The sequence below is a fragment of the Streptomyces sp. NPDC102451 genome (assembly GCF_044765485.1).
Taxonomy (GTDB): domain Bacteria; phylum Actinomycetota; class Actinomycetes; order Streptomycetales; family Streptomycetaceae; genus Streptomyces.
Genome location: NZ_JBIWKD010000025.1, coordinates 13,777 through 26,821 on the forward strand (window position 1 = coordinate 13,777; position 13,045 = coordinate 26,821).

Sequence of the window (13,045 nt, forward strand, 5' to 3'; positions counted from 1 at the left end):
CACCGGGTCTCCCCGGGGCGTCCGTGCGGGTCAGCGCCCGCGCCTACCCCACCGCGGCGAACGTCTCGTGCAGTGCGTCGTCGTGCAGGTCGTCGTCCAGGCCCACCGCTGCGGGCAGCATGCCTGTGGACCGCTCGTACTCACTGCGCGCGGTCTCCAGCAGGCGGCGCCAGGACGTGACGGTGGGACGTCGGCGCAGAAGTGCGCGGCGCTCCCGCTCCGTCATTCCGCCCCACACGCCGAACTCGACGCGATTGTCCAGCGCATCGGCCAGGCACTCGGTCCGCACCGGGCAACCGGTGCACACCGCCTTGGCCCTGTTCTGCGCCGCCCCTTGTACGAACAATTCATCCGGATCGGTAGTGCGGCAGGCTGCCTGCGCACTCCAGTCGGTTACCCAGCCCATGCCGGCGCCGTCCTCTCCCGAATCGAGGCTCCCCCACGGCGGTAGCGGCATATTCACCGCTGCCAGTTGAGGACGTTACGGAAGGTGGGCACAGCACAACACCCCCTTCGGGCCCAATCTTGAATGGCCCGAACGGACTATGCGTACGCGGCAGATCACCCAGGGGAGTGATGCGAGGACATGCGCGACCTTCCCGACAGAATCGGGACAGAAACCCCAAGTCGCAACAGACATTCAGTGACACATGAGGCGAATTCGGGAACGCCTCGGCAGGTGGCTGAATTCCGTTGAAGGCCGTGCACGGGGGTTGATACAAAATCGGACTGCTGTGACAGTTGAGAGCAGCTTAGGCCAAGGCCTATACGCGTGTCCGGCGAATGAGAACGTAGGCTGCCCCCATGCCAAAGAAGCGCTCAGGCGGGGGTCTGACGACGACCCAGCAGGCCGCCAAGTTCCTCGGTGTCGCCGCGCTCTCCGGAGCTGTACTGGCAGGCATCGCGCTGCCGGCCGCCGGCGCACTAGGCCTCGCCGCCAAGGGGACGGTCGAGGGATTCGACGAGATCCCTTCCAACCTCAAGACTCCGCCGCTGAGCCAGCGGATCACGATCCTGGACAACGAGGGCGGGCTCATCGCGACGGACTACTCGCGCGACCGCACCGTCGTCCCGCTCAAGGACATCTCCCCGTACATGCAGGACGCGATCATCGCGATCGAGGACTCGCGGTTCTACGAGCACGGGGCCGTCGACCTCAAGGGCATCCTGCGCGCGATGAACCGCAACGTACAGGCCGGCGGTGCCGCGCAGGGCGCCTCGACGCTGACCCAGCAGTACGTGAAGAACGTCTTCGTCGAGGAGGCGGGTGACGACCCGGACAAGGTCGCCGAGGCCACCCAGCAGACCTTGGGCCGCAAGGTACGGGAGTTGAAGTACGCGATCCAGGTCGAGGAGGAGCTCGGCAAGAAGAAGATCCTGGAGAACTACCTCAACATCACCTTCTTCGGGCAGCAGGCCTACGGCATCGAGACCGCCTCGCAGCGGTACTTCTCCAAGCACGCCAAGGACCTGAAGCTGGAGGAGGCGGCGATGCTGGCCGGTCTCGTCCAGTCGCCGACCCGCTACGACCCGGTCAACGACGCGGAGGAGGCGACCAAGCGCCGCAACACCGTGCTGCAGCGCATGGCCGCCGTCGGCGACATCTCGCAGGCCGAGGCCGACAAGGCCATCGCCAGTCCCCTCAAGCTGAAGGTCAGCAAGCCGAACAGCGGCTGCATCACGGCCGTCAGCGGCGCCGGTTTCTTCTGCGACTACGTGCGCAAGACCGTCCTGACCGACCCGACCTTCGGGGCCACCCAGGAGGAACGCGCCAAGCTCTGGAACCTCGGCGGGCTGACCGTCAGGACCACGCTCTCGCCGCGCGCGCAGGCGGCCGCCAACGAGGCCGCGACCTCGAAGGTCTACAAGGACGACAAGGTCGCCGCGTCCGTGGTGCAGGTCGAGCCCGGCACCGGCAAGATCCTCTCGATGGGTCAGTCCAGGCCGTACGGCCTGGACCAGAAGAAGCACCAGACGATGCTCAACCTCGGCGTCAGCAACAGGATGGGCGGCAGCACCTACGGCTTCCAGGTCGGCTCGACCTTCAAGCCGATCACCGCCGCCGCCGCTCTGGAGAAGGGCATCAGCCCCGCGGAGAGCTACTCCACCGACTGGAAGATCTCGCTGCCGCTGAATTCCTTCCGCACCTGCGCGGGGGCCCCGACGGGCAGCAGCAACTGGGACCTCCAGAACGAGATGGAGTCCGAAAAGGGCAGCTGGGACATGACGAGCGCGCTCGGCAAGTCCATCAACACCTACTTCGCCAAGCTGGAGCAGAAGGCCGGCCTCTGCGAGACGGTCGAGATGGCGAAGAAGGTCGGTTACGAGCGGGGCGACGGCAAGGAGATCGAGGAGCACGCCTCGATCACCCTCGGCGGTGAGGTGAGCACCCCGCTCTCGATGGCCTCCGTGTACGCCACGTTCGCCAACCGGGGTACGTACTGCACGCCCGTCGCCATCGACTCGATCACCGGCCCCGACGGCAAGAAGATCGCCGTACCGAAGACCAAGTGCTCCCGCGCGATGAGCGAGCCGACGGCGGACACGATCAGCCAGATGCTCAAGGGCGTGGTCGAGGACGGCACCGGCACCCTGGCCGGCCTCACCGACCGCGACAACGCGGGCAAGACGGGTACGACGAACGACCGCCTCGACGCCTGGTTCGTCGGCTACACCCCGAACCTCTCCACCGCGGTCTGGGTCGGCGACGACATCGGCGAGAAGACCACCAAGATGTACGACATCACCATCGGTGGCCAGTACTACGACAAGGTCTGCGGTGGCTGCCTCCCCGGCCCCATCTGGAAGACCGCGATGACCGGCGCGCTCAACGCCTCGGAGACCCCGTCCTTCAACCCGATCTCGGTGCCGCGCGCCAAGGAGAAGGAGAAGGACAAGGAGAAGGACAAGGGCCGCGGCGAGGGCAACGGCGGGAACGGCGACGACGACAACGACAAGCCGGGCGCCGACCCGATCGGCGGCATCACCCTGCCGCCGGGCGTCATCGGCGGGAACGACGGCGGCGGGCGTGGCGGCAACGGCCCCTGATCTTCCCCGTCAGTCATGAAGGAGGGCGCTCCCCCGCCGGGGGGCGCCCTCCTTCTTCGTTGCGGGGCCCTCTTCCTTCGTCACCCGGGGGCCTCTTCCTTCGTCACGCGGGGCCGACCGCAATCGCGTGACGGACCTCACATGACTCTTCGTGAGGAAACCACGGTTCGCCCCCGGCCGCGAACCCATAAATTCCACCCACAAACGACTTCGCGGCCGCCGCGTTTCACACAGCGCAGTAACGGATCGCCTTATTCCGATTTACTTGCGCTTTAACCGGTGGTCGCATGCACCCTCCACGCCTATGATCGACGGACAAAGGGCCGCGGACAGAATTCACTCTTCGACGGAGTCGCACAAAAATAAAGGTGTAATGACGGTTGCGAGTCATCGAGAAAACAAGAATGCTCTCCTTCCTCGCGGCGACTTCCCTGCTTGTCGCGGGCTGCGGATCCTCCAAGGCCCCGCCGACCGGGGCCGAGGAAGGCTTTCGGGCTGTGAAGCCAGGGACTCCGCTGGTGGAGGTCGTGGACGAGGTGACGTCCGCGGGGCTGGGGCTGTCCGTCCGTGACGCGACCTTCCTGGGCAGGTACATACCTCCGGAAATGACCCGGGGGTACGCCGTCTGCTTCACGGAGGACAAGCCGGAGTACGGCGCGATCGACCTTTTCGTGGTGCCTTCGGCGGAAACCTGCCCCGCGAAGAGGGGTGCTGTGGTGCCACGCCCTCCGGTCCCCGACGTCACGGGCAGGACGAGCGCCGAAGCCGCGGCTCTGATGGCTTCGACCGGCTTCTCACCCGACCGCATGACGGCCCAGGACCAGCAGGCACCGTCCAGGCGCCTCGACTCGCGGACGGCAAGGAATTGGCGGGTGTGCTCCCAGTCCCCTGCCGCAGGAAAGCCGTTCAAGGCTGACGAGAAAGTGCTGATGCACATCTCAGCCGACTGCAGCACCACGCAGAAAACCAAGACCGGACAATAAAGAGCGCATGGAAGATCGCGGTCCTCTTCATTGCCGAGTCTGTATTTCCGATGCCCGCCGACCGAAAGATGCCACACATGCGTAACGCAATGCGAGCCATCACCATCGCCTCCGCAGTCGCACTGATGGGAGGAATCACGGCGTCCTCGGCACAGGCCGATGACCCCGCCGTGAGCATCTACACCGCGTCCAAGCTCGGCCAGGCCAAGTTCGTACCGTCCGGCGAGCACCTCTATGTCACCGACCTCGTCTCGGACGGCAAGTCGACGGTGGCTCGGCTCATCGTGCAGGGGGACACCACGTACTACTACTGGAACCGGACCAAGGCCGGCTCCACGCGTCACGTGAACATGTCGCTCCCCGAGGACCGCCACATCACGCTGGTGGCGTACACGGGCGTCTGGGACGGGACCGTGACCGGCGGCATCCACTGGGACAGCTACGACCACATGCTGGAGCACGTGACGACCTACAGCTGATCCGGAGTGTTCTCGGCGGGCCCTCCGGCGGAAAGCACTTCCCGCCGGAGGGCCCGTCGCGCTCCTGGCCCCGGGCCGGCGATCAGCCCGCGAGCAGCTTCTTCACCGTCGCGGCCACCCGGCCACCGTCGGCGAGCCCGGCCACCTTCGGGTTGACGATCTTCATGACGGCGCCCATGGCGCGCGGCCCCTCGGCGCCGGCGCTCTTCGCCTCCTCGACGGCCTGCGCGACGATCACGTTCAGCTCGTCGTCGGAGAGCTGCTTGGGCAGGTACGCGTCGAGCAGCTCGCCCTCCGCCTTCTCGCGCTCGGCCTGCTCCGTCCGGCCGCCCTGCGCGAAGGCCTCGGCCGCCTCGCGGCGCTTCTTCGCCTCCTTGGCGATCACCTTCTGCACCTCGTCGTCGGAGAGCTCGCGCGACGCCTTGCCGCTGACCTCTTCCTTGGTGATCGCGGTCAGGGTGAGCCGGAGGGTGGACGAGGTGAGCTCGTCACGCGCCTTCATGGCCGTGGTGAGGTCTTCCTTGAGCTTGGACTTGAGCGTGGTCATGCGGCGATTGTGACAGGTACGGGGCACCTGACGCCCGCCTGTTTTCGTCCCGCCGCACCGTTTCTGCGACGATGGCCCCATGCGCGCACGCTACGGAGTACCCCTGAAAGTCACGGCAGTCGGCGCAGCGGTCGGCGCCGCCGGTCTCGTGTACGCGGCCGGATTCGAGGCCCGCTCGTTCCGTCTCCGCCGGATCACGATTCCCGTACTCCCGCACGGAGCACGCCCGTTGCGCGTCCTCCAGGTCTCCGACATCCACATGGTGAGCGGCCAGCGCAAGAAGCGCGCCTGGCTGCAGTCGCTGGCGGGCCTGCGCCCGGACTTCGTCGTGAACACCGGTGACAATCTCTCCGACCCGGAGACCGTGCCGGAGCTGCTCGACGCCCTCGGGCCGCTGATGGAGTTCCCCGGGGTCTACGTCTTCGGCTCCAACGACTACTACGGCCCGAAGCTCCGCAACCCGGTCCGCTACCTCCTGGAGAAGACGCAGGGCAAGCACGGCCTCAACGGGAACGCGCCGGCGGTCAACGTCGTCCACAACCCGTGGGAGCCGATGCGGGACGCCTTCGACGAGGCGGGCTGGCTGAACCTCTCCAACACCCGGGGCCGGATCAAGGCCGACGGGCTGGAGATCGGCTTCACCGGCCTGGACGACCCCCACATCAAGCGGGACCGGTACGCCGAGGTCGCCGGCGGCCCGGAGACGGACGCGGACCTCTCGATCGGCGTCGTCCACGCCCCGTACCTGCGCTCCCTGGACGCCTTCACGGCGGACGGCTACCCCCTGATCCTGGCCGGTCACACCCACGGCGGTCAGCTCTGCATCCCCTTCTACGGCGCCCTCGTCACCAACTGCGACCTGGACACGGACCGGGTGAAGGGTCTCTCCGGACACACGGTCGGCGAGCGGCGGGCCTACCTCCACGTCTCGGCGGGCTGCGGCACGAACCGCTACACCCCGGTCCGCTTCGCCTGCCCGCCCGAGGCGACCCTGCTGACCCTGACGCCCCGCGACTGAGGCTCCCGGCCCTCCCGCGCCGGGGCGCAAAAACCGGATTTCGCCTCCGGGCGCGGGTGGGCTAAAGTAATCGATGTCGCCAGCACAATCGGTGGACATCGGGGTGTAGCGCAGCTTGGCAGCGCGCTTCGTTCGGGACGAAGAGGTCGTGGGTTCAAATCCCGCCACCCCGACAGCTGAAACACCAGGTCAAGGGCCTGATCCTCTCTGAGGATCAGGCCCTTCCTGTATTTCCGGAGGCGGCCGTGGTGGCGTCGGCCCCGCCCCTCAGCCCGTCGCGGAGACCGGGCGCGCGGTGTCCCCGTCCGTGGTGCGCTTCACCGACGGCAGACCGGTGAGGCCGATGAAGATCAGGGAGAAGACGCCCGCGGCCGCGAAGACGGTGAAGCCCGTCGTGGTCGAGCCGGTGGCGAGGAGCTGGCCGCCGAGCCAGGGGCCGAAGACCGCGCCGAAGCGGCCCATTCCCGAGGTCCAGCCGACTGCCGTGGCGCGGTTGTCGTCGTCCGAGCGGGCGGCCACGGTGGCGTAGATCATCGCCTGGGCGCTGAAGAGGAAGAGGCCGGTCAGGAAGACCACGACGTAGGTCACGGCCAGCGGCATGTGGACGCTGAGCATGTAGACGCCGATGGCGGTGGCACCGAACCAGATCGCGCCGATGCGAGCGCCGCCGAACCTGTCGGTGAGCCTGCCGCCGACGAGCATGCCGACGATGCCGCCGAGGTTGATGACGATGACGAAGCCGAGCGAGGAACCGAGGTCGTAGCCGGAGGCGCGCATCATCGAGGGCAGCCACTGGGAGACGCCGTAGACGAGCAGGAGTCCGCCGAAGGACGCCAGCCAGAAGAACAGGGTCTGCACCCACAGGCCGCCGCGGAACAGGGCGGCGACCGCGCTCCAGCGTTCGGTGCCGGCCGGGCGCTTCACCCCGGGGGCGGCGGCGGGCGCCTCGACCCCGTACCGGCCGGCGAGCGCCCGGGCCTCTTCGGTACGCCCCTTGGCCTGCAGGAACGTCAGGGACTCGGGCAGGTACTTGACGGCCAGCGGTACGCCGATGAAGAGCGGGATCACGCAGATCCAGAAGGACACACGCCAGTCGCCGGTCCACAGCGCCACGAAACCGGCCACGATGCCACCGGCCTGGTGGGCGGTCATGAGGGAGCCGACTATCAGCGCGCCGCGACCGCGCGGGGCGTATTCGCTGACCAGCGTGATGGTGCTCGGCAGGAGGCCGCCGAGACCGAGGCCCGCGAGGAAGCGGCCCAGGCTGAAGACGCCGAGGGTGCCTGCCACGGCGCAGATGGCGGAGGCCAGCGAGAAGACGGCGGTGGAGACGACGATCGTCTTCTTGCGGCCCGCCCAGTCGCTGATGGTGCCGGAGGACAGTGCGCCGATCAGCATGCCGAAGGTGGCGTACGAGCCGATGTCACCGGCCTTGCCCGGGTCGATGCCGAGGGCCTTGGTCTCCAGCATGTGCGGCAGGACGGAGCCGTAGATGAACATGTCGAGGCCGTCGAAGAGGACGACCAGCCAGCACAGGCCGACGACCAGCAGGGCGAGCCGGCTGCTGCGGGCCCCGGTGGCGGGGGATGGGGAGGACATCGGGGTATTCCTCTCGTCCGGGACAGCTCTGTCCCTGAAGAAGCTTCGGAGGGGGCGGGTCGGTGCGGCTCGATCGCGGCGGACCCGAATGTGCCGTTGACGTTAAGGACCCCGGGATTTAACGTCAACGCTTTTGTCAACAATCTTAGGAACAATCTGGCCACGCCCGTCGCGCTGCCGCCCCGGCCGTGGGCACGGGCATGCCGACCGGGCGCGTGCGGGCATGCCGACGGGGCGGGCGGCCCACAGGTGCGTGCCGCCCGCCCCTCCCCGCACGCCGCCGGTTCAGTCCAGCGGCGGGGTGCCGTGCGTATGGAAGGACTCGATCGTCCGCAGGCCCCACGCCTGCCCCTTGGCACGCTCGGCCTCGGTCCAGGTGACCAGCGGCCAGTCGGGGGCGAGCACGAGGCGGGTGAGCGGGTTGCAGAGCTCGACGCGGTTGCCGCCCGGCTCGTAGACGTACAGGAAGAACGTCTGCTGGATGGCGTGCTTGTGCGGGCCCGTCTCGATGAACACGCCGCTGTCGATGGCGAGATCGGCCGCGCGCAGGATGTCCTCGCGGGTGTCGGTGGCGAAGGCGATGTGGTGCAGGCGCCCGGTGGAGCCCGTCCAGTCCGAGGTGTAGACGACGTCGTACGACTTGTTGTTGAAGGTCAGCCACTTGGCGCCGATCCTGCCCGTGTCGAGCTGGATCTGCTCGGTGGGCCGGGCGCCGAGTACGTGCTGGTGGAAGTCGGCGTTGGCGGCGACGTCGGCGGCGAGGAAGTTGATGTGGTCCAGGCGGCGCACCCCCACGCCCCGGTTGGGCTTGGCCTGCGGCTGGTTCTTCAGCGCGGGCCTGAGCTCCGGAGGCGCCTCGTAGTACTCGCTCTCCCAGTACAGGGCGATCTCGTGGCCGTCCGGGTCGGCGGTGAGGTAGAGCTTCCCGATGCCCGGCTCGTCCTCCGCCCAGCGCCCCGCATGGCCCGTGGCCTCGAGTTCGGCGACCCTTCGCTGCAGGGCCTCCTCACTGGAGGTGCGCAGGGCGGTGCGGCGCAGGCCGGGCTTCGCCGCCGCGGTGAGCACCAGGCTGTGGTGCTCGTAGTCGTCGAAGGTGCGCAGGTAGACGGAGTCGCCGTCCTGCCCGTTGACGGTCAGGCCGAGGTAGTCGGTGAAGAACCGGACGCTGCCCTCCAGGTCCGGAGTGAGCAGTTCGGCGTGGCCGACATGGGCGATGTCACCGAGAGGGGGAGTCATCTGCGGCTCCTTGCGGGGAGAGTTCGGACGGGCGAGCTGTCTGCTCGGACCGGGGGAAGACGGTGCCGTCGAAGATCTTTCGTGCGGTACGGACCACCGCGGTGCGCCTTGCGACGGGGGTGCCGTCCGCGCCCGTCCCGACGGCGGCCTCGATGTCGAGGAACCCGGTGGGGTGTTCGATGCGCAGCCGGTCGCCGTCCGGGGGCAGCCGGGCGATGCCCTCGGCGACGCTGCCGGGGACGCGCAGCCCGGCGGCGACGCCCGCGGCGCCGAGGACGCCTATGGAGGTGTGGCAGCGGTGCGGGATGAAGGTACGGGTCGTGACCGCGCCGTCCTCGGCGGGCGGGGCCAGCAGGCTGAGCTTGGGCACCGTCGCGCCGCGGACGTCGCCGAGGCCCATGAGGGGGCCCGCTTCGAGGCGGATGCGCTCGATCCGGTCGCGCAGGGCGGTGTTCTCCTCCAGCTCCCGCGGGCTCTCGTAGCCGGTGACGTCCAGGGCCTCGGCCGCGATGAGCACGGTCGGCATGCCGTTGTCGACGCAGGTCACCGGGGTGCCGGCGATGACGTCACAGGCCCGGCCGGTGGGCAGCAGCGGGTTGTCGCCCGGAGCGAACCCGATCACCACCGGTGCGGCGGCGCCCGGCACCCCGGAGATCCTCGCCGGCCCGGTGTAGTCGACGCGCCCGCCGGGGGTGGGGAAGGACGCCGTCGCCAGGTCGCCGGTGTTGACCATCCGGATGCGTACGGACGTCCGCCCGTCCGCGGCGGCGACCAGACCGCGCTCCACGGCGAAGGGGCCGACCCCGGCGAGCAGGTTGCCGCAGTTCTGGCGGTCGGAGACCTCCGCGGTGTCGACGCCGACCTGGAGGAAGAGGTAGTCCACATCGATGTCCGGGTCGTCCGGTACGGAGATGACCGCGACCTTGCTGGTGAGCGGGTGCCCCCCGCCCAGCCCGTCGATCTGGCGCGGGTCGGGGCTGCCCATGATCCGCAGCAGCAGATCGTCCCGGGCGGCCGGATCCCGGGGCAGGTCGTCCGCGAGGAAGTAGGCCCCCTTGGACGTACCGCCCCGCATCAGGAGGCAGCGGACCTCCGCAGGTCCGCCGGTCACGCTCCGGCCTCCCGCGCGTGGTCCTCGTACGAGGTGTACCGCACGCCCAGGGCGTCGAGCTTCTCGCGCAGTCCGTAACGGTCCAGCCCGAGTTGGCCCTCCAGGAAGGCCGCGCGCGCCTTTGCTTCCTTGGCCTCCCGCGCCTCGGACGCCTCGGCGGTCTCGCGGGCGCGCTCACGGGGCACGACCACCACACCGTCGTCGTCGGCGATCACGACGTCGCCGGGGTGGATCACCTGGCCCCCGATGGCGACCGGGACGTTGACGGAACCACCGGTGGCCTTCACCGTCCCCTGGGCGGACACCGCCTTCGCCCAGGCGGCGAAGCCCATGTCCCGCAGCTCCTGGGTGTCGCGGATGCCCGCGTTGATCACGACTCCGCGCACTCCGCGCCTGCTGAGCGCGGTGGCGAACAGCTCGCCGAACATGCCGTCGGTGGAGGGGGAGGTGGTGGTGACGACGAGGACGTCGCCCTCGCCGCACTGTTCCACCGCCGCGTGGATCATGAGGTTGTCGCCGGGCCAGCTGAGCACGGTGACCGCGCTGCCCGCGATCCGTACACCCTCCTGGACGGGCCTCAGTTCGGGTCCGAGCAGGCCCGTACGCCCCATCGCCTCGCTCACGGTGGCCACGCCGTACCCGGCGAGCGCCTCGATGTCCCGCGCGTCCGCCCTGGGCGGTCCGGTGACGATGACGCCGCTCATGCCGGCCGCTCCGCGGTCCGCGCCGTCTCGGTTGTCATGGCTGAACTCTCCTTGCTGGACAGGGCATCGGCCCACCAGCGCGGCGCGCCGTGCGCGCAGTGCGTCGACCGGACGCGGCGCGTCAACCGCGCAGTGCCTCGATCACGCTCGCCAGGTGGGAGCGGACGGCCGCCTCGGCCGCCTGCGGATCCCTGGCCCTGATCGCGTCGATCATGGCCAGGTGTTCACTCAGGGACTGCTGTGGGCGTCCGGGCCTCAGGGCGAGCTGGAACCTGTGGCGCACCAGTTGGCCGTTCAGCCGCTCCAGTAGCGACACGGCCGTCTGCTGACCGGAGAACTCCCTCACCAGGGCGTGGAGTTCATGGTTCAGGTCGGAGTAGAGCATGGGCTCGCCGTCGGCGACGGCCTTGGTCATGGCCTCGCCGACTCCCGCGAGCCGGTCCAGCTGCTCGTCGCCGGCCGCGACGGCCGCCTTGGCCGCGCAGAGCCCTTCCAGGGCCATGCGGCACTCGGTGATGGCGACGGCCTCGTCGACGCTCACCACGCGCACCCGTGATCCGCGGTTACGGATCCGCTCGACCAGTCCCTCCGACTCCAGCTCGATCAGCGCCGCCCTGACGCTGGCCCGTGTCACACCGAACTGCTCGGCGAGCTCGTTCTCCACCAGCCGCTGGGCCGGTGCCATCTCGCCGCGCAGAATCGCCTGCCGCAGACGGGTCAGAGCCAGTTGCCTGGCCTGCTCCCCACTGGCCGGACCGGCTTGCTTCGGCATCGTTGCCCCCCTGAGTGAGTGCCTGTCGAACCTAAATCTAGGCCAACAGGATTGTCAACGATTCTGTTTGCCATATTGCTGTGACTACGGCTGCGCCCGGGCCCCGCCGCGTGAACGCACGTGGGCCCGGTCCCCTTCTCCTGCGAGAAAGGGGCCGGGCCCACGGAAGTGGTGCCGGGCGGCACGGCGGCGGCGCGCCCGCCGCCGGAAGCGGATCAGGCAGCCGCAGCCGCGGTGCCCTCGGCGATCTGTCGGAGCACCTCGGTCAGCGAGGTGACGACCTCGGCGTCGTCCGCCGGGTGGAGCTCCGCGAAGCGGGTCACGGAACCGGGGATGGAGAGCTTGGCGTCCGCCAGAACCGCTCCACCCGCGAGGCCGGCCGCCTTGCGGGCCTCGTCCTGGGCCCACACGCCGCCGAACTGGCCGAACGCGGTGCCGACGACGGCGACCGGCTTGGCGGTCATGGCGCCGGCGCCGTACGGGCGGGACAGCCAGTCGATGGCGTTCTTCAGGACGGCCGGCATGGTGCCGTTGTACTCGGGCGAGAACAGCAGGAACGCGTCGGACCGGCCGGCCGCCTCGCGCAGCTGGGCCGCGGCAGCCGGAACGCTGCCCTCGACGTCGATGTCCTCGTTGTAGAAGGGGACCTCGACGAGGCCCTCGTACAGCTCGACCTCGACGCCCTCGGGCGCGTGCTTGACGGCCGCCTCGGCGAGCTGGCGGTTGTGGGAGCCGGCGCGGAGGCTGCCGACGAGGGCGAGGATGCGTACAGACATGGGGGAAGCTCCCGGGAGACGGAGACTGCAGAAGTAAGCGGACCAGGGTCCGTTTAAAGTTGTACCACCTAAACGGACCGCGGTCCACTTCCTGCCGTCCGGGGCTACCCTGAAGTCATGACCGCTCCCCTCCCCCCGCTCCCCGGGCCGCCCGCCCCCGGCGAGACGCGGACGAATCTCACGCTCGCCGCCGTCGGCGGACCGGAGATGCTGCGGGCGGACGCGGCACGCAACCGCGTGCTCCTGCTGGACGCCGCCTCACGCCTCCTGGCCCGCTGCGGGGCGGCGAACCTCACCATGGAATCGGTCGCGGCGGCCGCCGGAGTCGGCAAGGGCACGGTCTTCCGGCGCTTCAAGGACCGCACCGGCCTGCTCATCGCGCTCCTCGACCACCGCGAGTCACTGCTCCAGGCCGCCTTCCTCTCCGGGCCGCCCCCGATGGGCCCGGACGCCCCCGCGGCGGAGCGGCTGCACGCCTTCGGCCCGGCCCTGATGCGCCATGAACGCGACCACCACGAGCTGATCCTCGCGTCCCGCGCCGATCCGCTGCGTACGTACGAGGTCCCCGCGCAGCGGCTGAGGCTCAGCCATGTGGCCCTGCTGCTGCGCCAGGCGCGTGCGGCGGGCGAACCGGAGCTGCTCGCCCACACGCTGCTCGGATCGATCGACGCCCCCCTCGTCCACCATCTGACGTGTGAACGCGGCATGGGCATCGACCGGTTGGAGCAGGGCTGGCACGACCTCCTCAGCCGGTACGGCGTGGAGTAGGGGC

At 69.4% G+C, this 13,045-nt stretch carries 13 protein-coding genes and 1 tRNA gene; 6 read left to right on the top strand and 8 right to left on the bottom strand.

What is annotated here, in order from left to right; genetic code table 11:
* Positions 1–43 precede the first annotated feature (43 nt).
* The gene (locus ACIRD8_RS34470) at positions 44–406 is read right to left on the bottom strand and encodes a WhiB family transcriptional regulator (RefSeq protein WP_404000654.1); all 363 of its coding nucleotides are present in this window, start codon (positions 404–406) and stop codon (positions 44–46) included.
* Positions 407–804: 398 nt separating this feature from the next.
* Between ACIRD8_RS34470 and ACIRD8_RS34475 the strand changes: the two genes are divergently transcribed.
* From ACIRD8_RS34475 to ACIRD8_RS34485, 3 genes are all read left to right on the top strand, one after another.
* Positions 805–3,048 (top strand): transglycosylase domain-containing protein, encoded by a 2,244-nt coding sequence (locus ACIRD8_RS34475; RefSeq protein ID WP_404000657.1) that lies wholly within the window; start codon positions 805–807, stop codon positions 3,046–3,048.
* 380 nt (positions 3,049–3,428) lie between these two features.
* Positions 3,429–4,031, top strand: a complete 603-nt coding sequence (locus ACIRD8_RS34480) for a PASTA domain-containing protein (protein ID WP_404000659.1) — start codon at positions 3,429–3,431, stop codon at positions 4,029–4,031.
* A gap of 77 nt (positions 4,032–4,108) precedes the next feature.
* Positions 4,109–4,510, top strand: a complete 402-nt coding sequence (locus ACIRD8_RS34485) for a hypothetical protein (protein WP_404000662.1) — start codon at positions 4,109–4,111, stop codon at positions 4,508–4,510.
* 82 nt (positions 4,511–4,592) lie between these two features.
* Here ACIRD8_RS34485 and ACIRD8_RS34490 read toward each other — a convergent pair whose 3' ends face one another.
* Positions 4,593–5,057, bottom strand: a complete 465-nt coding sequence (locus ACIRD8_RS34490) for a GatB/YqeY domain-containing protein (protein WP_404000664.1) — start codon at positions 5,055–5,057, stop codon at positions 4,593–4,595.
* A gap of 79 nt (positions 5,058–5,136) precedes the next feature.
* Here ACIRD8_RS34490 and ACIRD8_RS34495 point away from each other — a divergent pair, with 79 nt between their 5' ends.
* Positions 5,137–6,075: a metallophosphoesterase gene (locus tag ACIRD8_RS34495; protein WP_404000667.1), complete on the top strand. Its 939-nt coding sequence runs from the start codon at positions 5,137–5,139 to the stop codon at positions 6,073–6,075.
* A 99-nt stretch (positions 6,076–6,174) separates the two neighbouring features.
* Positions 6,175–6,248, top strand: a tRNA-Pro gene (locus tag ACIRD8_RS34500).
* 94 nt (positions 6,249–6,342) lie between these two features.
* On the opposite strand, the gene ACIRD8_RS34505 is transcribed toward ACIRD8_RS34500, so the two are convergent.
* The 6 genes from ACIRD8_RS34505 to ACIRD8_RS34530 form a co-directional block, all read right to left on the bottom strand.
* On the bottom strand, positions 6,343–7,674 hold the full coding sequence (locus ACIRD8_RS34505) for an MFS transporter (protein ID WP_404000669.1): 1,332 nt from the start codon (positions 7,672–7,674) through the stop codon (positions 6,343–6,345).
* Positions 7,675–7,959: 285 nt separating this feature from the next.
* Entirely contained in the window at positions 7,960–8,910 is a 951-nt protein-coding gene (locus tag ACIRD8_RS34510; RefSeq protein WP_404000672.1) for a catechol 2,3-dioxygenase, read from the bottom strand.
* Positions 8,891–10,021: a 4-oxalomesaconate tautomerase gene (locus ACIRD8_RS34515; RefSeq protein ID WP_404000675.1), complete on the bottom strand. Its 1,131-nt coding sequence runs from the start codon at positions 10,019–10,021 to the stop codon at positions 8,891–8,893. Before ACIRD8_RS34515 ends, ACIRD8_RS34510 begins: the two co-directional genes overlap by 20 nt.
* On the bottom strand, positions 10,018–10,725 hold the full coding sequence (locus tag ACIRD8_RS34520; protein WP_404000678.1) for a 4-carboxy-4-hydroxy-2-oxoadipate aldolase/oxaloacetate decarboxylase: 708 nt from the start codon (positions 10,723–10,725) through the stop codon (positions 10,018–10,020). The genes ACIRD8_RS34515 and ACIRD8_RS34520 overlap by 4 nt, the downstream gene beginning before the upstream one ends.
* A 121-nt stretch (positions 10,726–10,846) precedes the next feature.
* Positions 10,847–11,497, bottom strand: coding sequence for a GntR family transcriptional regulator (locus ACIRD8_RS34525; protein ID WP_404000681.1), 651 nt, complete (start codon positions 11,495–11,497; stop codon positions 10,847–10,849).
* 215 nt (positions 11,498–11,712) lie between these two features.
* Positions 11,713–12,273 (bottom strand): NAD(P)H-dependent oxidoreductase, encoded by a 561-nt coding sequence (locus tag ACIRD8_RS34530; protein ID WP_404000684.1) that lies wholly within the window; start codon positions 12,271–12,273, stop codon positions 11,713–11,715.
* A 117-nt stretch (positions 12,274–12,390) separates the two neighbouring features.
* Here ACIRD8_RS34530 and ACIRD8_RS34535 point away from each other — a divergent pair, with 117 nt between their 5' ends.
* The gene (locus ACIRD8_RS34535; RefSeq protein ID WP_404000687.1) at positions 12,391–13,041 is read left to right on the top strand and encodes a TetR/AcrR family transcriptional regulator; all 651 of its coding nucleotides are present in this window, start codon (positions 12,391–12,393) and stop codon (positions 13,039–13,041) included.
* Positions 13,042–13,045: the final 4 nt, after the last annotated feature.